This is a genomic window from Psychrobacter sp. 1Y6, from assembly GCF_052258385.2.
GTDB lineage: Bacteria > Pseudomonadota > Gammaproteobacteria > Pseudomonadales > Moraxellaceae > Psychrobacter.
This window is the reverse complement of sequence record NZ_JBQQEW020000001.1, coordinates 1,874,432-1,899,089: the sequence shown is the minus strand read 5'-3', so window position 1 is coordinate 1,899,089 and position 24,658 is coordinate 1,874,432. Positions and strand designations below refer to the sequence as shown.

Annotated in this window: 22 protein-coding genes; 12 read left to right on the top strand and 10 right to left on the bottom strand. The window is 43.4% G+C overall.

Going from position 1 to position 24,658, the window contains the following annotated elements:
• Positions 1–54: 54 nt before the first annotated feature.
• The 3 genes from ACTXGF_RS21680 to ACTXGF_RS21670 form a co-directional block, all read right to left on the bottom strand.
• Positions 55–831, bottom strand: coding sequence for an ABC transporter permease (locus tag ACTXGF_RS21680; RefSeq protein ID WP_443532876.1), 777 nt, complete (start codon positions 829–831; stop codon positions 55–57).
• Between the two features lie 147 nt (positions 832–978).
• Positions 979–1,815, bottom strand: coding sequence for an ABC transporter ATP-binding protein (locus ACTXGF_RS21675; protein WP_443532878.1), 837 nt, complete (start codon positions 1,813–1,815; stop codon positions 979–981).
• A 7-nt stretch (positions 1,816–1,822) separates the two neighbouring features.
• Positions 1,823–2,410 (bottom strand): thioesterase family protein, encoded by a 588-nt coding sequence (locus ACTXGF_RS21670; RefSeq protein WP_443532880.1) that lies wholly within the window; start codon positions 2,408–2,410, stop codon positions 1,823–1,825.
• A 205-nt stretch (positions 2,411–2,615) separates the two neighbouring features.
• Here ACTXGF_RS21670 and xthA point away from each other — a divergent pair, with 205 nt between their 5' ends.
• The 3 genes from xthA to ACTXGF_RS21655 all read left to right on the top strand — a co-directional run bounded on the left by xthA (position 2,616) and on the right by ACTXGF_RS21655 (position 5,622).
• Positions 2,616–3,440: an exodeoxyribonuclease III gene (gene xthA, locus ACTXGF_RS21665; RefSeq protein ID WP_443532882.1), complete on the top strand. Its 825-nt coding sequence runs from the start codon at positions 2,616–2,618 to the stop codon at positions 3,438–3,440.
• Between the two features lie 190 nt (positions 3,441–3,630).
• Positions 3,631–4,854, top strand: a complete 1,224-nt coding sequence (argJ, locus tag ACTXGF_RS21660) for a bifunctional glutamate N-acetyltransferase/amino-acid acetyltransferase ArgJ (protein ID WP_443532884.1) — start codon at positions 3,631–3,633, stop codon at positions 4,852–4,854.
• Between the two features lie 369 nt (positions 4,855–5,223).
• On the top strand, positions 5,224–5,622 hold the full coding sequence (locus ACTXGF_RS21655; RefSeq protein ID WP_057759787.1) for a DUF4377 domain-containing protein: 399 nt from the start codon (positions 5,224–5,226) through the stop codon (positions 5,620–5,622).
• 114 nt (positions 5,623–5,736) lie between these two features.
• On the opposite strand, the gene ACTXGF_RS21650 is transcribed toward ACTXGF_RS21655, so the two are convergent.
• Positions 5,737–7,173, bottom strand: coding sequence for an L-serine ammonia-lyase (locus ACTXGF_RS21650; protein WP_443532957.1), 1,437 nt, complete (start codon positions 7,171–7,173; stop codon positions 5,737–5,739).
• A gap of 519 nt (positions 7,174–7,692) precedes the next feature.
• Here ACTXGF_RS21650 and ACTXGF_RS21645 point away from each other — a divergent pair.
• Entirely contained in the window at positions 7,693–9,117 is a 1,425-nt protein-coding gene (locus tag ACTXGF_RS21645) for a solute carrier family 23 protein (protein ID WP_443532887.1), read from the top strand.
• 137 nt (positions 9,118–9,254) lie between these two features.
• Here the strand turns inward: ACTXGF_RS21645 and ACTXGF_RS21640 are convergent, their stop codons facing one another.
• The gene (locus ACTXGF_RS21640) at positions 9,255–10,187 is read right to left on the bottom strand and encodes a DMT family transporter (protein WP_347162264.1); all 933 of its coding nucleotides are present in this window, start codon (positions 10,185–10,187) and stop codon (positions 9,255–9,257) included.
• A 481-nt stretch (positions 10,188–10,668) separates the two neighbouring features.
• On the opposite strand from ACTXGF_RS21640, the gene ACTXGF_RS21635 reads away from it, so the two are divergent.
• Positions 10,669–11,691 carry a WG repeat-containing protein gene (locus ACTXGF_RS21635; protein ID WP_443532889.1) on the top strand — a complete coding sequence of 341 codons (1,023 nt, stop codon included), beginning with the start codon at positions 10,669–10,671 and terminating at the stop codon, positions 11,689–11,691.
• A gap of 258 nt (positions 11,692–11,949) precedes the next feature.
• On the opposite strand, the gene ACTXGF_RS21630 is transcribed toward ACTXGF_RS21635, so the two are convergent.
• Both ACTXGF_RS21630 and ACTXGF_RS21625 read right to left on the bottom strand, forming a co-directional pair.
• Positions 11,950–12,999 carry an alpha/beta fold hydrolase gene (locus tag ACTXGF_RS21630; protein ID WP_102092481.1) on the bottom strand — a complete coding sequence of 350 codons (1,050 nt, stop codon included), beginning with the start codon at positions 12,997–12,999 and terminating at the stop codon, positions 11,950–11,952.
• A gap of 27 nt (positions 13,000–13,026) precedes the next feature.
• A complete protein-coding gene (locus ACTXGF_RS21625) occupies positions 13,027–13,191 on the bottom strand; it encodes a rubredoxin (protein WP_057759803.1) in 165 nt (54 codons plus the stop codon).
• A 365-nt stretch (positions 13,192–13,556) separates the two neighbouring features.
• Between ACTXGF_RS21625 and ACTXGF_RS21620 the strand changes: the two genes are divergently transcribed.
• Positions 13,557–14,123 carry an adenine phosphoribosyltransferase gene (locus ACTXGF_RS21620; protein ID WP_102092480.1) on the top strand — a complete coding sequence of 189 codons (567 nt, stop codon included), beginning with the start codon at positions 13,557–13,559 and terminating at the stop codon, positions 14,121–14,123.
• A gap of 236 nt (positions 14,124–14,359) precedes the next feature.
• Here the strand turns inward: ACTXGF_RS21620 and ACTXGF_RS21615 are convergent, their stop codons facing one another.
• The gene (locus ACTXGF_RS21615; protein WP_443532892.1) at positions 14,360–14,827 is read right to left on the bottom strand and encodes a hypothetical protein; all 468 of its coding nucleotides are present in this window, start codon (positions 14,825–14,827) and stop codon (positions 14,360–14,362) included.
• A gap of 110 nt (positions 14,828–14,937) precedes the next feature.
• A complete protein-coding gene (locus ACTXGF_RS21610; RefSeq protein WP_102092478.1) occupies positions 14,938–15,882 on the bottom strand; it encodes a transaldolase in 945 nt (314 codons plus the stop codon).
• A 475-nt stretch (positions 15,883–16,357) separates the two neighbouring features.
• Here ACTXGF_RS21610 and pheA point away from each other — a divergent pair, with 475 nt between their 5' ends.
• The 6 genes from pheA to ACTXGF_RS21580 all read left to right on the top strand — a co-directional run bounded on the left by pheA (position 16,358) and on the right by ACTXGF_RS21580 (position 23,395).
• Complete coding sequence (pheA, locus tag ACTXGF_RS21605) at positions 16,358–17,530, top strand: prephenate dehydratase (RefSeq protein ID WP_102092477.1); 1,173 nt, start codon at positions 16,358–16,360, stop codon at positions 17,528–17,530.
• Between the two features lie 117 nt (positions 17,531–17,647).
• Positions 17,648–18,790 (top strand): histidinol-phosphate transaminase, encoded by a 1,143-nt coding sequence (gene hisC, locus ACTXGF_RS21600; protein WP_443532894.1) that lies wholly within the window; start codon positions 17,648–17,650, stop codon positions 18,788–18,790.
• A 110-nt stretch (positions 18,791–18,900) separates the two neighbouring features.
• A complete protein-coding gene (locus tag ACTXGF_RS21595; protein WP_443532896.1) occupies positions 18,901–21,234 on the top strand; it encodes a bifunctional prephenate dehydrogenase/3-phosphoshikimate 1-carboxyvinyltransferase in 2,334 nt (777 codons plus the stop codon).
• Between the two features lie 195 nt (positions 21,235–21,429).
• Complete coding sequence (rarD, locus tag ACTXGF_RS21590; RefSeq protein WP_443532898.1) at positions 21,430–22,392, top strand: EamA family transporter RarD; 963 nt, start codon at positions 21,430–21,432, stop codon at positions 22,390–22,392.
• Between the two features lie 42 nt (positions 22,393–22,434).
• A complete protein-coding gene (folB, locus tag ACTXGF_RS21585) occupies positions 22,435–22,872 on the top strand; it encodes a dihydroneopterin aldolase (protein ID WP_443532900.1) in 438 nt (145 codons plus the stop codon).
• Between the two features lie 25 nt (positions 22,873–22,897).
• Complete coding sequence (locus ACTXGF_RS21580) at positions 22,898–23,395, top strand: 2-amino-4-hydroxy-6-hydroxymethyldihydropteridine diphosphokinase (RefSeq protein ID WP_443532959.1); 498 nt, start codon at positions 22,898–22,900, stop codon at positions 23,393–23,395.
• A 187-nt stretch (positions 23,396–23,582) separates the two neighbouring features.
• On the opposite strand, the gene cysE is transcribed toward ACTXGF_RS21580, so the two are convergent.
• Entirely contained in the window at positions 23,583–24,491 is a 909-nt protein-coding gene (gene cysE, locus ACTXGF_RS21575) for a serine O-acetyltransferase (protein ID WP_443532902.1), read from the bottom strand.
• Positions 24,492–24,658: the final 167 nt, after the last annotated feature.

The following is a 24,658-nucleotide window of genomic DNA, read 5'->3' as shown; positions in this document are numbered from 1 at the left end:
TAGATAATTAATATTGGTGAGTTGATGAAACACAAAAGAATGTAGATGCCAAAATTATTGCGGTAAAATGAATTGATCTTTTTTATTAAAGAATCTTCGATAAATAAGTAAGGCACTGATGGTGCAGCCAAGCGTGCTGCTGACACATATCAGGAACATAGTGACTATTTGATAGCGTACGGCTTGAGTAGGATCGGCGCCCGCTAGGATTTGACCCGTCATCATACCTGGTAAACTAACAATACCGACGACTAGCATAGAGTTCAAAGTTGGAGTCATGCCATTAGTAATAGCTGCTTTTATCTGTTCATAGACGGCTTCGAATGGCTTAGCAGATAGACTGAGCATCATTTCGATACGTCCTGATTGCTCATGAAAGGATTCAATCAGTTGATTGCTCGTTAACGAAATGGCAGTCAGAGAGTTCCCTAATATCAGACCTAATATAGGAATAATAAATTGCGGTGTATACCAAGGCTCAACATTCAAAATCGCTATAATCGCAATCGCCGTTACTAATATTGCTGAGATACCGACTGCTAATAACGTATCTGTTAATAACCCTTTATAGCTGCGTTTGACACGATTTTTGGCGGCACTTCCTGCAATTAAAGTCATGACCGTTAAGATAAGTAGCACTTCATACCATTGTTCACGTGCAAAAATCCACGCCAGTATCAGCCCAATAAAGCTAAGCTGTATAATCGTACGAAGTGCCGCTATCAAAAGGGTCTTGCTGAGCTTTAAACGTAAGCGCCAAGAGATGAGTAATACAATGATAACCAGGCTGCTAGCAAGAGCGATATCACCATAAGTGAGAAAAATTTGCATATCATTCGTACCACTCATATGAGCTTATTTATGAAGTAATTATAGTAATAATACAAGGTGATGGTTAAGGTTATTAACGTGCCAAATTGTCTGAGCAACTAAGCGACGACTTACTCATTTGATTAAATATTGCCAATCAAGAAGATGTCAAGGGTCTACGGTGAGTACACCTGCTTGCATGTGCCAATGTCTATTTGCCAAAGGCATGATATCTTTTGTGTCGTGAGTCACCCATAGGAGTGTGCGCTGTGCATCTGCGTGCAACCAGTTGATGAGCAAGTTGACTAGCTGTGCTGAAGTGTCCATGTCCAAAGCAGCAGTTGGTTCATCTAAAAATAGAACTTGTGGATTGAACTGTAATAGACGCAATGTATTGACCAGTTGGCGCTCGCCACCAGATAAGTGCTTGGCGTCTTGTTGCAAAAAATCTGCACTTCTATCTAAGTGTTCAAGCTGAGCAACATGCCAGTCTCTATCAAAAGTCTGCGACTGGTGAGCATGCAATTGATAAGGCATTTGTAAGTTTTCAAGGACACTGCTGTCTAACAACTGTGGGTGCTGAGCGAGTAGGGCGACCTGCTTGCGCCACCGCACAGGTGCAGTCTCATGAATATCGTGATAAACATTACTCGACGTGTCATCGTGCAAACGAACAGTACCGCTGCTCATGGAAAATAATCCTGCCAATACTCGCAGCAGTACTGATTTACCGCTACCAGACGCTCCTGTCAAAACAGTGACTTGCTCTGACAATAGCGTACCGCTCGCACCGCTTATTAGCGTTCGATCATGAATTGATGGCTCTTTATCCAGTGAGGTGTTTGCGGTTAGCTTGCTTGTCCATTTTTGATAAATGCTAGACGGCATAGAGATTTTATTCGAGGCTTCTTTGCTATCTTTAATGCTATGAGTACGTATCGTTCGTTGGCTATGTACCCATAGATTATCAAATTCAAACAACACGATATCCGTATCTATGCTCATAGCAGTTCTACTGCTGACCATTTAATTGCTCGTCGATAGCTTGTTCGATCGTAACGCGCAGTTTTTTTGGTACACGAATAGGACGCATTGGTGGGGTTGTCGCTGCAGTATCTGGTTTATCGCTGCCTATTTCATCATTACTCATTGGCTCTGGTTTGACAAGGTTTTGTACGCAGGCAATAACGATTTTGGTGCTGCTTAGTAGCTGGCTATCATCTGTTTCCGTAGTACTATGATTTGGTAGATTGCGATATATACTTTGGTAAAATATGATGCTGGCAGGTTTTAGCTCCACTTTATCAATACGTACGCTAATTACCTCATCTAATAGAATAGCTCTTTTGTATTGCAAGTCGGCCTGACTCACGACAAAATGCTGCACTTCACCACTGTCAGTCTGCAAAAAATAGCCATTTAAGCCCAGCTCAGTAAACCAGTCGCGTCGGCAGTTTTCAAAAAACACCAAATGATTGGCGTGATAGACTATACCGCCAGCATCAGTATGGTTAATATAGACGTTATAATCTTTAGCAAATAATGGTTTGGTGTCATCATTCATGGCTGATGTCGTATTTTTTTGCTTAATTGTTGTCATAGTGATGCTCGATATTTTTAATAAGTATTGTTGAATAAAAGTGTTTCAGATAGACCAATAATAGATAGTGCTTACAATATAGTTACTCTAGCTCAAGATATCAGGCCATGCAACCGCTAGAACCGCTTACATTTGTTATCATAGTCGTTTATATTTCACCCATTTATAGAGCGCTATATTCTAACCAATCAGTATAGGACAGTTTATGACCCGTTTTGTCAGTTTTAACATCAATGGTATCCGTGCACGTCAGCATCAGCTCGAGGCGGTGCGCGAGGTAATCGATCCTGATGTCATGGGCCTACAAGAAACCAAGGTTCATGATGATCAATTTCCGCTTAGCGATATCGAAGGTCTGGGCTACCACGTAGAGTACTTTGGACAAAAAGGGCATTACGGCGTTGCACTATTATCCAAAGCTACACCTGTATTCGTACAAAAAGGCTTTCCTGGCGAAGATGAAGAAGCCCAAAAGCGCTTTATCCATGCACGTTATGAGTTTGAAGGTCGTGAAGTAGATGTGCTTAACGGATATTTTCCGCAAGGAGAAAGCCAAGATCACCCGACCAAATTTCCAATGAAGCGCGCTTATTATGCCAATCTGATGGCTTATATTGATACGCTAAAAGCGGAAGGTCGTTCGATTATCGTCATGGGTGATATGAATATCGCACCAGAAGATATCGATATTGGTATTGGTGAAGTTAATGCCAAGCGTTGGTTGAAAAATAGAAAAACCTCATTTCTGCCAGAAGAGCGCGAATGGTACTCAGCATTGATGTCACGTGAGTTAACAGATACTTACCGTCTGCATTATCCAGAGAGCACTGAGTTATACAGCTGGTTTGATTATCGCAGTCGCGGCTTCAATGATGAACCTAAGCGCGGGTTACGTATTGATCATATTCTATGTACTTCAGACTTAATCGATAAATGTATCGATGCTGGTATCAGTTATGAGCTACGTGCTATGGAAAAACCATCTGACCATGCACCAATTTGGTCAGCATTTGACTTAAAGAAACCGTAATACTTATATACCGTGATACCTATATATAGTCAATCTCATGTCAATTAGATACGATGATTAGCTTGTTCAGTCTGCTTATTGTAGCACTGTAGCTAGCTCTCCTTGTATTTAAACTGTCTTGAACTGACTATATATTTATCACTTCGTATTTCATAAATAACGATAAAAATTGAAGAATAAGGATTTTATTATGGCTGTTGGAAATGTATCAGTACCTGACGTTATCTATCCTATCGATGGTATCAAACTCAGTGCCACAGCGGCAGGCGTTCGTTATAAAGACCGCGATGATCTAGTAGTCATCGCAATATCTGACAAAGCTACTACTGCGGTTGTCACCACTAAAAATACCTTTTGTGCCGCGCCAGTGCGAGTATTGCGTGAGCACTTTGCTAAGGTTAGTCCGCGCTATTTAGTCACCAATACGGGTAACGCAAATGCAGGTACGGGCGCTGATGGCAAGCGCCGCGCTATTGATATCTGTACAGCGTTGGCTGAAAAGGCCGGTGTAGATACCAATGCGATATTGCCATTCTCTACCGGTGTGATTGGTGAGCCGTTAAATAGTGATGCGGTCATCGCAGGTCTGGATAATGCATTGGCTAACCTAGCGCCTGATAGCTGGCTAGCCGCTGCTAATGGCATTCGCACGACAGATACTATTCCTAAATTGGCCAGCCAAAAAATTGATGTAGCAGGTACTAGCTATCATATCACTGGTATGTCTAAGGGCTCAGGAATGATACGCCCGAATATGGCGACTATGCTAGGCTATGTGGCGACAGATGCTAATATCGCTGCTGACTTATTACAAGAGATGCTAAGCGCTATCAATGAGCAGTCTTTCAACCGCATTACTGTCGATGGCGATACCTCAACCAATGACTGTTGTGTGTTGATTGCAACAGGTGCTGCTAGCTCAGAGGTGATTGATAGTCCAGAGCATCCACATTATCAGCCTGTATTCGATGCATTGGCTGATGTGTTTGTCCGTCTGGCACAACTGATTGTGCGTGATGGTGAAGGCGCTACTAAATTTATGACAGTCAAAGTGACTGGCGGTCAAACTACGCAAGAATGCTGCGATGTGGCTTATGCAGTCGCACATTCACCCTTAGTAAAAACGGCATTCTTTGCCAGTGATGCTAACTGGGGACGCATATTAGCAGCAGTGGGCTATGCTGGTATCGAAGACCTAGACACAGAGCAAGTCGATGTGTATCTAGATGAGGTAATGATTTGCCAAAATGGCGGTGTTGCACCTGACTATACAGAAGAAGCAGGCAAAACAGTCATGAGTCGACCTGAGATTACTATCCGTATCGACCTTGCACGTGGTAATGCTAGTGATACCGTATACACCTGCGACTTGTCATACGATTACGTCAAAATAAACGCTGATTATCGTAGCTAGTCATTCTTAACAAAACAGAATTTGCATAGTTGTATCAAAGCCAGAACAATATTTGTTCTGGCTTTTTTATGTCAAACTTCTGCTCAGTAGCAAATAACTCCGCTATTCAATACGCTTCATTAACATCAGTTGCAAAAGCTGACGTTACTTTACAAAGTAGTCATAGAGGGTAAGACAGCTAGCGACCTATACTGGTTTCAGTAAGAAGTAAACAACCTTATTAGCTTGTAGCAAAGCAAGAGAAGGTGTTCAAAATAATAAGTTTATCTAAGTAACAATGAGTACAATGAATTATTAGCAAAGCCAATAAATGAGCCAGTAATTAAGCTATCAATAAAGAATTAATAACAATTATCTGAGGATTGAATAATGAAGAAATTAGCACTTGCAGCATTGATGACGACTTTTGCCCTTTCTGGTTGCTCTACGATGGGTATGGACAATGAGCGCACGATGGTTGTTGAAGGACAACCTATGAATGTAAAAGTAGTAAACATCCCAAGTTTTGAAGTGGAAATTGCACCGCGTAAAGCAGTGTGTGACTTAACTGCTACTGATGGCAGCATGGTTGAATCACAGTGCTTGCAGTATCGCCAAACCTATCAAAAAAACTACACTACGCTAAACGGTAATATTCAGGGCTTTACCTATGAGCCGAACTATCGTTATGTCCTAGATGTACGCCAAGAAGCAGTAACAGCAGAAGGCTCAAACGTAGTGCAGCCAGTATGGATTCTAAACGAAGTGGTATCAAAAACTGCTGAATAATATTGATAGCAATATATAGACGATAAAGCAGTTATACATGATAAAAAGGCCTCTAATTCGTTAGAGGCCTTTTTACGTGTTTATTGTTAGTAAATTATTTTTCGAGAAGTCGGATTAGCATTGACTGTAGTTGACACTGACGCCGCGCGTTGCTGTAGGGATTCTATTATCAGCATAAACCGCCAGGCCGCCTCGTGCCGTCTCTTTATATTTATCAGACATATCGGCACCTGTTTGCTTCATCGTCTCTATCGCTTTGTCTAAAGAGACGAAGTGCTGACCATTACCTCTACAGGCTAGACGTGCTGCATTGATTGCTTTAACTGCACCCATCGCATTACGCTCGATGCAAGGCACTTGTACCAGTCCGCCAATAGGATCACAAGTAAGACCTAGATTGTGCTCAATGCCAATCTCTGCTGCATTTAGGCATTTAGCTGGCGTGCCATTCATGATTTCTGCCAGTGCAGAGCCTGCCATTGCACACGCAGAACCAACCTCACCTTGGCAACCGACTTCAGCACCAGAGATTGAAGCATTTTGCTTGATAAGGCTACCGATAGCAGTGGCGTTTAGCAAAAATTTACGAACGCCATCTTGGCTGTAGTTGGGCAAAAAATCACGATAGTAGTGCAGTACGGCAGGAATGATACCTGCTGCGCCATTGGTTGGAGCCGTGACTACTTTGCCGCCATTGGCGTTTTCTTCATTGACGGCGAGCGCGTACAAATCGACCCAGTCCATAGCGGCTAACTTATCAGTCTTGGTGATAGGTTGGTCTTTTTCCGCGCACAGCTGCGTATGCAAATCTTGAGCACGGCGTTTAACATCTAATCCGCCCGGCAAGATGCCGCCATTTTCACAGCCTTGTTTGACGCAGTCTTGCATTACTTCCCAAATGCTATCTAAGTAAGCAAAGACTTCTTCTTTGACATGAAAGTGACATTCGTTTGCCAGTACCAATTCGCTGATACTCAAATCATGCTCACGACATTGTTCTAGTAGCTCTGCTGCGTTATTGAACGGATAGGGAACTCTATCGATGGTCGGGCTGGCATGATCTTCGTCTGGGTTAGTTGCATCTTCTTCATTAATGACAAAACCGCCACCGACTGAATAATAAGTCTGCTGATAGCGAACACCTTCAGTTGAGATAGCGCGTAGCGTCAATGCATTAGGGTGATAAGGCAGCACAGTATCGTCATACCAGTAGATGTCTTGCTCTGTATCAAAAGCAATCGTATGCGTGCCTGATACATTGAGAATTTTGTCAGAGAAGATAGGAGATAGGTAGCTACTGGTCATGCGTGTGTCTATCGTGCTAGGCGTGTGCCCAAGTAGGCCTAGTAAAATAGCCGTATCGGTTGCATGGCCTTTTCCAGTCGCCGCCAAAGAGCCATATAGTTCAATCTCAATGGTCTTAACCGCAGTCAGTTCCATCTGCTCAGTTAGTGAGGTCAAAAATAAGTTTGCAGCGACCATCGGTCCGACGGTATGCGAACTGGATGGGCCGATGCCGATTTTAAATAAATCAAAAACACTGATCATAATAAGTCACCAAAAATTTTAAGCGCTTTAGCCTATTTTATCTATGGCATTGGGCGCTTTTGTGAAAAATATAATAGACAGCCATCGCTCCTAGTCACCATTGATAGGTGGGCGCGAGACACTATTTATGAAGGTTATAAGGTAAATGAGCACTGAGGGCAGTTGAATAATAACTTTTATTTATTTTGAAACTCCGTTATCATGCTCGCAGTCAACAACTATGTAACATCCTGTAAGTTGGTTATCATCGTAAAATAAGACGGATTAAAAAAGACTGAGTTTTTCAGTTAGACATATCCGTATTCATACATCTAGCAAGATATGGCTATCATACCAAATAATACTTTTGGTTTGTCATATTACAACATAAATGAATGAATTGGGATGACATATTATAGATAGAAAGACTTAACGTTCTGCTATTTATACAAGCCTTTAGAAATATGTCCATTTATTAATATACTTATTTTATCAGTTATTCTAGCCTATTACTTTAGCTTAGCTCACATAGGACAAGCGCGCATGCCATCTCAAAAAGACCCTTCATCAGCGTCAGACAATAGCGCTCAAGATCTATCGACTCAAAATGCCTTGGAGTCTGCAGGCATTGATTCAGCTACTATCAATTATCCGCACAATCCAGATTTTGAAAATGGCCGTTGGTTTCCGACATGGCGTCCTTATAAGGGCGACTTGGATCGTGATCCAGTCGGCATCAATGACTATTTGCCACCATCCAAGAGTATATTACTCGGTGTGCAGCATACGTTTGCCATGTTTGGTGCAACTGTGCTGGCGCCTTTATTAATGGGGTTTGATCCTAACTTAGCCATCTTGATGTCTGGTATCTGTACGGTAATGTTCTTTATGATTACCGGTGGGCGCATGCCGAGCTACTTGGGATCAAGCTTTGCTTTTATCGGTCCAGTCATCGCGGTGACCGCTTATGCAGGCGCAGGGTTCAATGACAATCTAAATGTTGCGCTAGGCGGTATTATGGCCTGCGGTATTATTTATGCATTGATTGGTCTGCTAGTGATGAAGACAGGTACAGGTTGGATTGAGCGCTTGATGCCGCCTATCGTGACGGGTGCGATTGTCATGATTATCGGTCTTAACTTGGCGCCAGTGACTATTCAAGGGGTGTCTGCCAACCAGTTTGATGCTTGGATGGCCACTTTGACCGTATTGCTCATTAGTGGTGTGGCAGTATTTACTCGCGGTATGTTGCGTCGTCTGTTGTTACTCGTCGGTCTGGTGCTGTCGTACGTTGCTTATTTTGTCATGACCAATATTTTAGGCTTTGGTACAGCGATTGATTTTAGTACAGTAGCTGCCGCTTCATGGTTTGGACTACCAAGCATTCATACGCCGCGCTTTGAGATGAGAGCTATTATCCTAATTGCACCTGTGGCCTTTATTTTGGTGGCTGAAAACCTAGGGCACTTTAAAGCAGTAGAGGGCATGACCAAGGCTCGTGTGACGCCTTATATGGGCCGAGCATTTTTGGCGGACGGTTTAGCCACGACCTTTTCGGCAGGATTTGGTGGTACAGGTGTTACTACTTACGCTGAAAACATCGGTGTCATGGCGGTTACCAAAGTGTATAGCACGACGATATTTGTCGTAGCAGGTTTGGTTGCTATCATATTGGGACTCTCACCAAAGTTTGGTGCGATCATTCAGACCATACCAGCGGCTCTATTAGGTGGTGCTTCTATTGTTGTTTTTGGTCTTATCACAGTTGCTGGGATAAAAATATGGATCGATAGCCATATTGATTTTAGTAAAAACAGCAATTTGATTATTGCAGCAGTAACGGTCATTATGGGTACTGGTAATTTTAGCTTGCACTTAGGCGGCTTTGATTTAGGCGGTATCGGTACTGCTACTTTAGCCGCTATCGTGTTGAATGCTTTGTTTAACCAAAGTTCTGAAACTAAATAAGTAAGGCTGATGAGATTGAAGTTTGAGCTGATCAAATAAAGATGGTCAAAGCATATCTCATCTAACAAAAAGCGCCCATGTTATCGATAGCATAGGCGCTTTTTTGTATGGCCATATTGAGCAATAGTAGTAGCAAGCTACTTATAATCTCGCTTATAAAATCTTGAAAAAAATCGATAGCGGCGAAGGGCGCGTGGCTTTGGCTTTAATGAGCCTAAATAAATAGCAAACATTGTTAATAGTGCGCCACTCCACTGTAAAGTGTTAATCGGCTTGTCGAGCCAGCTATAGTCAATGACAAGGGCTGCAATAGGTTCAGTCAACAATAGCAGCCCAGTCAGTGCCAGAGATAGCTTAGGAATAGAGTAGGCAATCAATCCCCATGCCAAGCACTGCATTACCGTACCATAGATAAGCACCCAGCCAATCTCAGACCATGTATTGGGCAGGATATTACCTGTGTCAAATACAAACATCGGTATAATCATGGCTAAGACGCCGCCGATACTGATCAGCTGCATTAGCATAAATATAGGTGTCGGTTCAGTGTCATGCGTTTTGCGGATAAAGGTCATTGATGCCGCTAGCATGGCACCTGACACAATACCAGTGACAAAGCCCCAAGTCGCAGCGGTATTATGTGCGAATTCAGGACTACCTATCATCGCCACGCCTATCATGGCCAAAAACAAACTAATAAGCTGCACGATAGACTGACGCTCATTGAAATACATAAACCCAATCGCAGCCAAGAAAAATATTTGCAGACTATTCAGCAGCGTCGAAATACCAGGCCCAACCGCATAAATACTCTCATGCCACAGCGCCAAATCTAATCCTAAAAACGCCCCTGATAGTAGCGCATAAAAAATGGCGCGTCTTGATTTGGGCATACGTTGGCCCATTATCTTAGCCAATACCGCAAATACAATACCAGAAACAGCCAATCGCCAAAACGACATGGCCCAGCCACCAATATCGACGTGAGCGACAATTAAGCTGCCCAATCCAAAAATGATACAACCAATGACTAAGCCAATAGGTGCAGATCGCGTTGAAGCAATAGCCATAATTTATCCTTATAACAGTATTTGAATAACAGCATTTTGAATAACAGCACTCTTATTATCATTGCATCATGTCAGAACTTATGTTGACATAGAGCCATATTGTCGTGGTTTTAAACGCAAAATGAAATGGCAAAACCATAATTTATTACGGTGAATACAGGTACTATCGCTATGCGGAAAATTATTGGGCATGTTGGACGAAAATAAATAATCAAAGTGTTTGATATAGCTGCGTTTTTCAAAATAAACCTATGGCAGTTGGGTAATGGTACTTATATCAAAATATTTGTATCAGGGCGACGATTCGTAGGAGTATGAAAGCGCATAATGTATATAAGTGATATTTCTGCACGGAGGATATGTGTGTAGCACTTTAAGCGACATTATTGCTGCAACACATGTATAGTAGATTGACGATATAATGTACTTAACGTCTGATTGGTTATATCAAACAATCTATATTATTTGTCTAGGTTTATTTATGCTTCAACGATTGCTATCAAAAAAACAGCCACATACATTGTCTGGCTTGCTACCAAAAATATCGCAATACAGTGTCGTCGTAACGATGCTATCTAGTGCATTGTTTTTGATGCCTAGCGCACACGCCGCCAGTTGTAAAATCCCAAAAAGTTATTATAAAAACGTCTTCTGCACGGCTAGTAGCAGTTACTTTTTGGCGATCAAAGACTTTGGTGCACCAGTGGCTTTAATTGATAAAAAAGGCAAACGAGTCGTTGATTTGTCACGTTATCAAAAAGTCGATGCCGATAAACTGTCAGGCGGTCTGTTGCCTGTACTGCGCAACAGTCGCGTCGGTTATCTTAATATGCAGGGCCGTGAAGTCGTGCCTGCCATGTACGATATATTGACAGAGAGTCAAGGTTGGGCGCGCCCTGTATCGGATGGGCGTATCGTGGTAAAAAAAGAGGGTAACTATGGTGTGATTAACACAGCCAATAGTACCGTTGTCTCGTTTTCTGCAGCGATTGATGATATCGATAATTATCGTAATGGGGTGGCGCGTGTACGTAAAGGTCGTGCCACCAGTTGGGTGGATAAAAATGGTAATGCAGCGAATGATCCAAATGCCCAGAATAACACTCAGGTAGTGAATAAACCTACTTCTTCTAACGAAAAATCTAGTAAAGCATCACAGTCTGTACCAGCGCGTTTTACGACGCTTCAATCACGTCAGCAAGATGGCAAATGGGGTTTCGTCGATGACAATAATGTCACGATGATTACCTACTCATTTGATGAAGTGCGTCCGTTCTCTGAGGAATATGCTGGCGTGCGTATCGGTGAAGAGTGGGGCTTTGTCAATTTAGGCGGTGAGCTAGTGATTCCTTTTCGCTTTGCTAATAATGGTGTGAACGCTAACGATAGCTATCAGGGCAAACCATCCTTTGTATTTACAGGTGGTAAGGCGTGGATTGGCAACCTAAAGAATGGGAATAAAATGTGTATTGATAAAGAAGGGGCTGGTGTTGCTTGTGATTGATGCAATTACTAGGGCGTGTCCTCATTTTAAGAATGGTGATAAAAATGAGATAAATCGCAGTCAAACAAGGATAATATCGAGATATTAGTCAGCTATTTGACGCCATTTGGCAAGATTTAGCCATTTTTAACCCATTTAGATAACTATCGATTGAATTGAGGACACGCCCTAGGATTAAATAGGCAACAAAAAAGAGTGTAAAACCTGTGATTTTTCGCTAGGTTTTACACTCTTTTTTTGACATTGATGTTTTTAAAGCTATTTGCTCGATAAATGATTGCTGATTAAGTCAACCATATAAGGCTGATAATACTCTGGAATATCGTGTGCCATGCCTTCGATGAGATGGAACGTAGCATTAGGGATGGTTTTAGCAACGACTCGGCCCTGCGAGGCAGGCAGGAGTCCGTCAGCGCTACCATGTAATACAATCGTTGGTGCTTTGACTTGCTTACTAAACCGACTGATAGAACCTGATGCCAAGATAGCATTGAGCTGCTGCACCGTACCAAGCGGGTGGAAGTTGCGCTGATAGCGAATCTTAGCGATTTCACGGACCATACGCACATTCACATGACCTGGTGTACCAACGGTCTTCATAAACCAAACACTATGACGCACGATATCACGCTCAGAGTGGCTCTCTGGACGATTGATAAGGGTGTATAGCTGTTTGGGCTTGGGCGGCTTCAAAAACGCACGATTGGTCGTGGTAAACATAAGCGCCATTCGCTGCACTAAGCTTGGATAACGTGCCGCCACGATTTGTGCAATCATACCGCCCATTGAAGCCCCAAGCAGATGTGTCTTACCAAGCTTGAGTGCTTTAATTAGACGTGCGGTGTCTTCAGCCATGTCCGTCAAGTTATAAGCAACTTGTGTGCTTTTGTTAGACAGCCCTGTCTGTAGACGAACCATCATTTTAAGCTGACTAATACGCGGCAAGCCTTCTATTTGCACTTTAGAAGACAAACCGATATCACGATTATCAAAACGAATCACAAAAAAACCAGCATCGATAAAGCGCTTAATAAAATTGTCTGGCCAAAATATCATTTGTGAGCCTAGCCCCATGATCATCAGCAGCGGCGGATTGTTGGGATTACCGCCAGCTTCGACACACAACTCAATACCATCACCGATGTCAATCATTGCTTGACGAAGGTGCTTACTCAAGTCAGAGTCGCGCCATTGATGCTCCCCAAACTTGCGCCACTCAGGAGTAGGGTAGTTATTCAGATGATCTTCTAGATTGTTATCTAGCGTTTCAGGCAATTTGGCACTATTGATGTCATTTGATTTTGTCATGAAGTGTCCTAATTAGAGGGTCATCTACTACAGCTCAAGCATCTCAAAATCAAGCTTGCCGACACCGCACTCAGGGCAAGTCCAGTCATCAGGGATGTCTTCCCACTTAGTACCAGGTGCGATACCTTCTTCTGGGCAGCCAAGCGCCTCATCATATATCCAGCCGCAGACAATACATTCATAACGTTTCATAAATAGTCCTATCGATCATTACCAGTATTACAGTTACAGCGTGCTATAAACGCTCATTTTTAATATTACAGCTATTATATTAGACTGCAAAAACGCACGTAGTTTAGCATATAACCGCAATTTTCATAGTTAAGTTTACACTTGTATATTGAGATGACTTTTCTTTTATCAAGTCAATCACATACGTTACCTTATTAGCGCTTAATAACAAGACTGGACGCCAGCCCGCCATACGAAAACCAATTATGCTATAATAATCGCCGCTAAATTCACAGTAATGCTTAGCATTTATCGCTGATATATCATCCAGTTGTTGTCTTATCTAAACTAACTAAACCATCTAAATACATAAGCTAAGGGTCATCATGAGTACCAATGCCGCCGCCACATCCGCCACCAACAATGATACGTCACATATGCTCAATACTGACCATCCGTTTTGGCAGATTATTCGCACAGTACCAGACTTTCCAAAAGCTGGCATTGATTTTTATGACATTACCCCGTTACTGCGCAGTCATATTGACGCTGTTATCGATGCGCTACTTGCCGCTTTGCCAGAAGGGCTTATGGACGAGGTAGATTGTCTGGGTGCGGTAGAAGCGCGCGGTTTTGTATTTGCTAGTATGCTAGCAGGCCGTCTAGGCAAAGGCATGATCTTGCTACGTAAACCAGGTAAGCTGCCGCCACCTGTTGCCAACAAAGCCTATGCACTGGAGTATGGTAAAGACACGCTTGAGATGCAAAACAATCTACCGCCTGAGCGCGTACTATTGGTCGATGATATCTTAGCGACTGGTGGTACGTTGACCACCGCTTACGAGCTGTGTCAATCAGCTGACCATACCGTGGTCGGCGCGCTAGTGTTATTGGACTTGGTCGACTTGCATGGCGAGTTCCCAGTACCTGTTTATACGGTACTAAAAGCTTAAAATGAATGGCTATATTTTTGACTACTAGACACATTGGATAGTCGATATATAGTCGGTGAACTACTAAATCGCTACGGCGTTACCCTCCTTAGATGTATTATTTGTACAATCTGCAGTCGGCTGCCTTGTACCCATTTTAGAGTTCTTTGACTATAGTTAAACGACTCGCCAAATGAAAAAGCGCCCTGATATAGTATCAGGGCGCTTTTTTTAGTACTGTATTGAGTAGGCTGTATTTATTGTTCTTCGTCTTGTTCGTAGTCTTTACAAGACTGCTCTATCACCGTACGACCGACTGTCTTTGGGGTGGTGACTTTAAAATCTTTTGTAGTCAATATTGGTTTTTCTGACTGCCATGATTTGGTTACTTTGCCTTCAGTATCGTAGTTAACAAAGGCTCGTCTATAGTAGCTGGCATCTTTACATGAAATGAGTAGTTGTTGCTCACTATGGTCAATATTGCTTTTTTCTTCCTTCGAGTCATCTTTATCGGCATCTTTGTCTTTAGGATAGGTTCTAAGGATAGATACCGTGATATTTTCGACGTCTTTTTCATCTATGATACTGATGTCAGAGCTTTCAATAGAATCCAAATCTATACTAAAAATTGATCCAGAGCTGCTCTCGGACACCTCTACCCAGTTAACTGCCTGGGCGCTGATCGCTAAAGCACTGCCTGCCAATAATATTGATAGCCGTTTCATATAAGCCTTGCTTCTTGTCATTTGAAGTAGGTAATGATAGCCAACTTACTATTAGTAGGCAAATATCTTTTGTGCCAGCTCAGTATCCGTCGTGCTCCATCGTGTGGCTATTATTGTCCGCGAATGGCTGCTAATGTTTTAGCCAGCTCGTCACGCGCTCCGATAAAACCGTCAATACCCTTAGGTAACAAGTCCTGTGTAACCTTGTCTTGCTGATACGCAGCACTAAACTCTTCATGCGTTAAGCTTACTTGAGTCATCGCTTTCATATCCATCGACATACTCGGAGACAGTTGGCGAGTTACCTCGGTATCCATGGCTGCCAACTCATCAATGAGGTTAGGAGCTATAGTCAGTAAGTCACAACCTGCCAATGCCAAAATTTGCTCGGTAGAGCGGAAACTAGCGCCCATTACTTGCGTCTCGTAACCGTGCTGTTTGTAATACTGATAAATGAGCTTGACTGACTGTACGCCCATGTCATCAGAAGCCGGTACGTTTTGACGGCTTTGTTGGCGTTTTTGCCAATCTAAAATACGGCCAACGAAAGGTGATATCAGGGTCACGCCAGCATCTGCACAGGCAATCGCTTGGTGTTGTCCAAACAGTAGGGTCAGGTTGCAGTGGATATTTTGAGTCTCAAGATAGCGCGCCGCCTCAATACCTTGCCAAGTTGCCGCCATTTTGATCAATACTCGCTCTGAATCGACGCCCGCTTTTTGGTAAGCATCCATAAAGGCCAGTGCCTTATCTATCGTCGCTTGAGTATCATAAGATAAGCGAGCATCCACTTCGGTAGAGACTCGGCCTTCGATCAGCTCTAAAATATCGCAGCCAACCTGAATGGTCAGCGCATCGATTACGGCATCCACGTCACCATTGTGACGACTCATGGTCTCTGACAGCATACCTTGGTTATCAGGATGAATCAGAGCCTTGGTAATAAGGCTTGGGTTGGTGGTTGCATCGATAGGTTTTAAACGGGCAATAGCGGCAAGGTCACCAGTATCAGCAACAATCGTGGTCATAGTGCGTAGCTGTTGTAATGCGCTCATCAGGTATCCTTTTTCTTATTAATCACATGATGCTCCTCTTATATATAACAGGGTAGGGAGCTGAACTGGAACTGTAACACAGTTTTGGGCAGGTGTTGCCCCATAGTTATGCTATGCGTCACTGTTATCTGGCTCAGCTGTGCTAATATTAATAACAGTTGGTATATTTATACGCATTTACGCATGGGCACTGACCTTAGTTTTTGCTATAGTAGAGCCGGCTATGTATCAAGCTGCTGTATTTGGCAGTAAATATAGTATTAACGCTAAATGGCACTAGCAATATAGGGTGTTTTTGATAGACTGTTTTGAGGTTGATTTTGAAGATAGTTTCTATCATCAGGCTTAGTCTTTAACTAAAAACAGAAAACAGTCAGATTTGGCAATAGTGCTACCTAAGTAATAGCAATGTAATAGTAGAATTTAAATAATAGTAATATCTAACAGCGATAAAATCTAAAAAGGATGGGCGGTAATGAGCGAGCAGTCACCAGAGCAAACAATGGATAATCTAAATCAAACCACTACAGGCGCTAGCGATACCGCAACTGAAAAAGAGTTTTTAGACAATATTCGCCAAAATATTGACGCAGTAGACTGTGAGATCCAAACGTTAATCAACAACCGTGCAAAGCTGGCTCAGCAAGTAGCCATGGTAAAGAAAAATCATACCGCCGCTGATGACAATAGCAATCCTATCTTTTACCGCCCTGAGCGTGAAGCACAGGTACTAAAAGCTGTCATGGAGCGTAATGCAGGTCCAATCGCTGATGAGAAAATGGCGCGTTTATTCCGTGAAATCATGTCAGTATGCTTGGATTTAGAAGCGCCGCAGCGTATTGCCTTCTTGGGTCCTGTCGGTACCTTTACGCATGCCGCTGCGCTCAAGCACTTTGGTAAAGCCGCTGATACCGTACCGATGACAACCATTACTGATGTGTTCCGAGAAGTCGAAGCGGGTACAGCGATGTATGGCGTGGTTCCTGTCGAGAACTCTTCAGAAGGCGTAGTCAACCATACTCTAGATGGTTTCTTGTCTTCTACCTTGAAAATCATTGGCGAAGTTGAATTGCCAATTCATCAAAACTTCTTGGTTGCTGAGCATACTAAGATTGATGGCTTGAGCCGTATTTATTCGCATCAGCAGTCGCTTGCTCAGTGCCGTCATTGGCTAGATGTAAACTTCCCTAATGTTGAGCGCGTTGCTGTATCAAGTAATGGTGAAGCCGCTCGCCGCCTCAAAAACGAATGGCATTCAGCTGCGATTGCAGGTGACGTCGCTGTTGCAGAGTACGGCTTGCATAAACTTTACTCAAATATTGAAGACAATCCAAGTAACACCACACGCTTCCTTATTATCGGTCATGAGGCGATTGCGCCATCTGGTCAAGACAAAACCTCTATCGTCGTCTCAGCTCATGATAAAGCAGGCGCACTGATCGAAATCTTGAAACCTTTGTCATATCATGGCGTATCGATGACTAGTATTGAGACGCGTCCTGAGCGTCCTAATAAGTGGGCATACGTATTCTTTATCGATATGAATGGTCACGTTAATGATCCGAACGTTAGCGCTGCCATCAATGATATTCGTCCATTGGTCAAAGATTTGCGCATATTGGGCTCATATCCAAAAGCTGTCCTATAGATAACTACCTATAGGCAACTACAGGCTTACTCACAGGTATTCATACATAATAGATGGGTCTTAGCTTTTGCAGATAGCATTAAAAAAGCATTTACAGATACCATCTAAGGATAAACCATGCAGACTACTCAATTGACCGCGTCAGATCTATCGCCGTTAACGCCAGCTTACGACAGTATTTTGGCATTGGCACCTTATCAAACTGGTAAGCCAATTGAGGAGCTGACACGTGAGTATGGTGTCTCAGACGTGGTAAAGCTGGCTAGCAATGAGAATCCAATGGGATGCTCACCACGAGTGACGCTAGCAGTGACTGAGCAGCTAGGACAGTTGTCACGTTATCCTGATGGCAATGGTTACTATCTAAAGCAGGCGCTGGCTGACTTTAACGATGTCAATGCCAATCAAATTACCTTGGGTAATGGCTCTGATGATTTGCTCGATATTTTGGCACGTAGCTTTGTGGGTGCTGATGATGCCATCGTTTATAGTCAGTATGCTTTTGTGGTTTATCCTATGCTAGCGAAGATGCAAGGTGCCACGGGCATTGAAGTGCCTGCTCAGCGCTTCGGCCATAATCTAAAAGCCATGAGCCAAGCGGTTCAAGACAATCCAAATACCAAAATCGTCTTTATTGCCAATCCGAACAATCCAACGGGTACGCAGCTAGAGCAAAAAGAGCTACACCAGTTCGTTGCTAGTGTACCAAGCTCAGTCCTGGTAGTACTAGATGAAGCTTATATCGAGTATAGTCCTGAGAGTAATAACCGCGCCTTATTAGATGAGTTCGATAATGTCATTATTGTGCGCACTTTTTCTAAAGCTTATGGGCTGGCAGGTTTACGCGTCGGTTATGCTCTAAGCTCGGTGGCAGTGGCGGATTTACTAAACCGTATTCGTCAGCCATTTAACGTCAGCCGTGTCGGTTTGGCTGCTGCTGCTGCTGCACTTGCTGATCAAGACTTTATTGAAAAAACTCGTCTGATAAACGATGAGCAGATGCGCTGGTTAGAAAAGCAGTTTGACGCGCTAGGATTGGGTTTTGTGAAGTCGCATGCCAATTTTATTATGGTCGAAGTGCAGGTTGAGATGGAAGATATAACCGCTGCTTCTATCCATCAGGCACTACTTGAACAAGGCGTTATCGTCCGTCCGCTGGATGCTTATGGATTACCTAACTGGCTGCGTATCACAGTAGGTGTGGCTGAAGACAACCTACGTTTGATTGATACTCTGCGTTCTATTTTGACTGAAGACTAAGCGCATCCATAAGTGCTTTGTAATTTAAAAATTGTTCTTAATTAGCCATTAAAATTTATAACACTAAGACTGGCCCTATCTATGTCTTAGTGTGTCCAACGAGAAAAGCCGTGAGTAGTCAGAAAAATAATAAACTTCAATCGTCTCTAAATACTACGCCACCTATATTTAAACAAGTTTGTGTGATTGGGCTTGGGCTGATTGGTGCCAGTTTTGCGCAAGCTATTAAAGATAATGGCTTAAGCGCGCGTCTGGTAGCAGTCGATAGACATGCGCCAAGTATCACAGAAGCTATTGAGCATGGTCTACTTGATGCTGGTAGTGCAAACCTACAAGACGTCATCGCTGGCAGTGATTTAATCATCATTGCAGTGCCAGTACAGGCAGTTCAAGCAGTGTTCGTTGATATCAAACAAGCGATGGATAACGGACAGCTTGCCAGTGACTGTATCATGACGGATGTCTGTAGTACCAAAGTCAATATCATTGATGCCGCTAAAGCAGTGTTCGGCTCGCTACCGATAGGATTAGTGCCAGCGCATCCAATTGCTGGGGCTGAAAATTCAGGGTATCATGCGCGCCGCGCCAGTTTATTTGTTAATCATAGTGTCATTATTTGCGAGCTACCGACAACCAGTGCAACTGCTATTGCAAAGCTGCGACTATTATGGGAATCAGTAGGCGCAAATGTCATGTCAATGGATGCTGAGCATCATGATCGCATATTAGCGCACACCAGCCATTTGCCACACCTGCTTGCCTTTAATTTGGTTGAGCAATTGGCAAGCCATGATGATAATTTAGATATGTTTCGTTATGCCGCTGGTGGGTTTCGCGATTTTACGCGTATCGCTGCCAGTGACCCTAAAATGTGGCATGATATATTTTTTGCCAACCAAAGCGCGATTGTTAGCGCCCTTGATGAGTATGGTGTCTATTTACAGACGATGCGCCAGCTTATTATTGATCAAGATTCAACCGCCCTGATGGGACTTTTGGGCCGCGCGCAAGCCGCACGGCGACATTTCGGCCATATGTTAGCCAGCACCCCTTATACGGATACTTCTGCTATGTCAGCTTCTTATAATATCACCCCTAGCAATACTGTTTCTGGCACCATCGCGATTCCTGGTGACAAATCTATCTCGCATCGCAGCATTATGCTCGGCAGTCTTGCCACAGGCGTGACAAATGTGACTGGGTTTTTGGAAGGGGAAGATGCGCTAGCGACGCTACAAGCATTCCGTGATATGGGTGTGACTATCGAAGGTCCTGATAATGGTAACGTGACTATTCATGGTGTCGGTATGCATGGTTTAAAACCTAGCAAAACCCCTTTATACATGGGTAATTCTGGCACCAGTATGCGTCTGCTGTCTGGTATCTTAGCCGCGCAATCATTTGATAGTGTGTTGACAGGTGATACTAGCTTGAATAAACGCCCGATGGAGCGCGTAGCGGCACCGCTACGGTCTATGGGTGCCGTGATTCAGAGTACTGGTCATAGTGGTACGGCGCCGCTGAGTATCACTGGTCGTGATACAGCTGGTAAGCCATTACAGGGCACTGAATATGATATGCCAGTTGCTTCAGCTCAGGTAAAGTCTTGCTTGCTACTAGCAGGTCTATGGGCAGAGGGTACGACAACGGTAACACAGCCGGAGATTAGCCGTGACCATACTGAGCGTATGCTATCAGCCTTTGGTTATCCAGTAACCGTAGAAGGCAATCGTATCAGTGTCACTGGCGGCGGCACACTAACAGGGGGCGATATCGCGGTTCCTGCTGATATCTCATCTGCAGCGTTTTTTATGGTGGCAGCAGCCATCAGTCAAGACAGCGAGCTGACCTTGACCCAAGTAGGTATCAACCCTACGCGTACTGGCGTCATTGATATTCTAAAATTAATGAATGCAGATATTAGCCTAAGCAATGAGACGCATGTGGGCGGCGAGCCAGTTGCTGATATTACGATTCGTAGCTCAAACCTAGTCGGTATTGAAATACCAGAGCATCTTGTACCACTGGCGATTGATGAATTTCCTGTACTGTTTATTGCGGCTAGCTGTGCAAAAGGCCGTACGGTCTTGACTGGTGCCAAAGAGCTGCGTGTTAAAGAATCAGACCGTATCGCTGTGATGGCAGAAGGGCTACACACACTTGGTATTGATTGTACTGTAACTGATGATGGTCTCATTATCGAAGGCAAAGGCGCCGCTACTGAAAGCGGTGAAGTCAACAATGACCAACCTGTCTTTGGTGGCGGTCATATTGTCTCGCATCATGATCACCGTATTGCAATGAGCTTCTCTGTTGCCAGTCTGCGTGCATCCAAGCAAATCACCATTGAAGGGGTTGAAACGGTTAATACCAGTTTCCCAGGATTTGCTGAACTTGCCAACCAAATCGGTATGTCTATTCAAGTGGATACTGGTGCTGAGTAAGTCGCTAAGCTACTATTAACTCTTAAAGATTTAATCTAACATCGTTAGCAATGTACTCATGTCACTATTGGCATGAGTACATTGCTTTTTACCTTATAATCTCACTGTAGTAACCCTGCGCTTTCACGATTCGATTGACAATAATAATTAGAATTAGGTGAGAGTGCGCTTTGCTCTAAAAAGTTGTCCTATATTATGACTACCCAAAATGTCATCAAAAAACCCGTTGCCCCCATCACCACAACTAGACGCGGCATTATTACTGCGCTGATCGCGTTCTTTATTTGGGGTGGATTTCCGTTATACTTCAAGCAGTTATCCGAATACGATGCCACTGAAATTATTGGCCATCGCATTATTTGGACATTTTTATGTTTGCTGGTGCTGCTGGTAGTGACCAAGCGCTGGCAGTGGATTGACACCTTAAAGCAAAATCCAAGATGGATTGTATTCACCTTTTTGTCTGGTTTAATTATTGCGACCAACTGGCTGACCTATGTATGGGCGGTCAATCAAGACCGTATTCTTGAGGCCAGTTTGGGTTACTTTATCGGGCCATTGGTCGGCGTTGCGCTATCCATGATTTTGTTCAAAGAGCGTTTGCGCACGCTACAATGGGTCGCTATTGGATTTGCACTGCTGTCTGTCATCATTCAAGTGGTGATGCTTGGTAGTCTGCCGTGGATATCGTTGATTTTGGCGTTCAGTTTTAGTACTTACGGGACGATTCAACGACAAACGCCATTGACTGCTGTCGATGCCATGTTTGTCGAGACCGCAATGCTAGTACCTGTATGTCTTTGGTGGTTTTGGCAATCTGATGTGGCAAGTCATCAACTGAGCTTTTGGTTTAGCTCAAATATTTGGCTGCTTATGATCGCAGGTCCGATTACGCTAATACCGCTTTTATTATTCAATAAATCTACCAAGCTCGTTGCATACAGTATTCTGAGCTTTATGAACTATCTGACGCCGACCTTTATTTTCTTTTTGGCGGTGTTCTATTATAAAGAACCGTTCGATTTACAACGTTTGGCAGTATTTGGTTTGATTTGGTTAGGTCTGCTATTATTCAGCATTGACCTGTGGCGCCATCGTCCAAGTAAAGTGTTAAAAGCGGCGCGCCTACGTGAAGAAGCGCTACAATCGGTTAAGTAAATATTAAAAACACGAAAAAAATTAGCAAACAAGGATGAAAGCATGTTCCATAATCAGTCTGACGTGGTATTTATAAAAGGTCTAAAAGTTGAGGCAGTCATCGGTGTTTTTGATTGGGAGCGTGCTATCACTCAGCCATTACTCATTGATATCGCGCTTGAGACTGACATTAGCCGTGCTGCTGTGTCAGATGATGTCAGCGACGCGCTGAGCTATAAAGAAGTCTGCGATGATGTGAGTGAATGGTGCAAAGAGATTCAAGCAAAGCTGCTTGAGCATTTAGCTGGTCAAATCTCTGATAAGATATTTGCAAAATATGACTGTCAAAAAATAACGTTGAGCATTGCTAAGCCTACTGCTATTGCTCAAGCTGATGCGGTAGGGGTGCAAATAACGCGCTATGCGTCAGCATCAACCAACGAGCTAGCTACTAAAAAAGCTGCCAAAGAAGTTAACGTCAGCCAAGCTGATGATGCATAAAACGTCAGTGGATTTGAATTTGGAAATGCTAACACAATGCGCACCTGAGACTGTGCAAGCGCATCCCGTGGTAGAGCTAGTGTTAGCGCTAGGTAGTAACTATCAAGCCGACAAGTATCTCCCGCTTGCTCGGCAGCGCTTGGCAGCGCTAGGTGAGGTGCGATTGTCTACGGCTTTTCAAAATCCTGATTTTACTGCAACACTGGAACAACCAAAGCCTGACTATACCAATCAATGTGTCCATTTAGTACTGACCACACCGATGAGTCTAAAACAACTACAGCAAACCTCTAAAACTCTTGAAAGTGATTGTCATAGATGTCGGCAGACTAAGCCGAACCAAGTACGGCGAGTGACAATGGACATTGATATTCTGATGATTAAATTGGCTGACAAAGAAAATAGCCTAAGCAAAGAGTCGATATCTAAATCAATGTCTGATTGGATTGTAATGGCCGATCGTTATCCATTTAAAGTGCACGAGAAAGCGGGAGTCAGGGAATTAACTGCATGCATCTATTGATTAAGCGTTTGAATAGAGTTTGAATAGCGTTTTAAGGGAAAGTCGATGATAGATTTAGACAGTTAGTGGGGTGACTTATTTTAACTGACACTGAAAACGTCTGATATTTTTGCAGTAGATAAAACTAAGGGGCGTACAGTATATTGTACGCCCCTTAGTTTTATTTCTTTTACTGAAGTTCTAGTAGTTACTTCTGCTCGTTATCTACGTCATTGATATCAGCACGACCAATCACATCTAAATCTTCTAGACAAAGCTTGTCATATTCTTTTTTGCAAAAATTAGGATCAATATCACACATCGCTGACTGCAGTTGATCGAGGCGATTCTCTGACTGTTGAATATGTTCGAGCATTTTGGCAAAAGCTTCTGCGACAGGGTCTTGTGAATAAGGATCGATACCATAAGCACGGAAGGTATTGGTGCGTTTGGCAGTAGGGATGGTGTCGTTAGTTTGATCGTTGCTCTCACCAGCTTGTGCGACTTTTTCTTGTTGCTTAGCGTCTTGTACTTTTGTCGCGATTGGATTGCCTTTTTCATCGTGATGATCTGAGATCATACGCGCGGCACTGCCGACCATCGTAGCGCCTGCTGGTACTGGCTTGACTACCACTGCATTCGAGCCGATTTTAGCGTTTTTACCGACCGTAAATGGACCCAAAACTTTTGCGCCAGCACCGACCGTTACACCGTCTTCTAGCGTTGGGTGACGCTTGCCATTATTCCAAGACACACCGCCCAAAGTGACACCATGGTATAGCGTCACATCGTTACCAATCTCAGCCGTCTCACCGATGACGACGCCGACACCATGATCGATAAAAAAGCGTCTACCAATCTTGGCAGCAGGGTGGATTTCGATACCTGTCATGATGCGCGAGCCGTAAGAGATCACGCGAGCGGCTAGTTTCTGTTCATTGTTCCAAAGACAGTGTGCACCGCGATGCAAAACAAGAGCATGTATGCCCGGATAAGTTAGGATCACTTCCAGACTATTACGCGCCGCAGGATCTCGGGTGAATACTGCATCAATATCTTCTTTCAAATCATTCTTGATAGTAACAAGTGATTTGAATAATTTGGATGGCAATGACATAAAGCGTCCTATCTATTCGTCGGTAGAGTGTCGTTGCGAAAACAGCGATGCCTCTAACCTGTGGTCATAAAGTTCGGATAATCAGGAATATATATTTTCGCTAAGCTTCTGCAAGTTATAACAGCTTTATACGGCAAAATATAGTAAAAAGCTGTCAAACAAAGGCA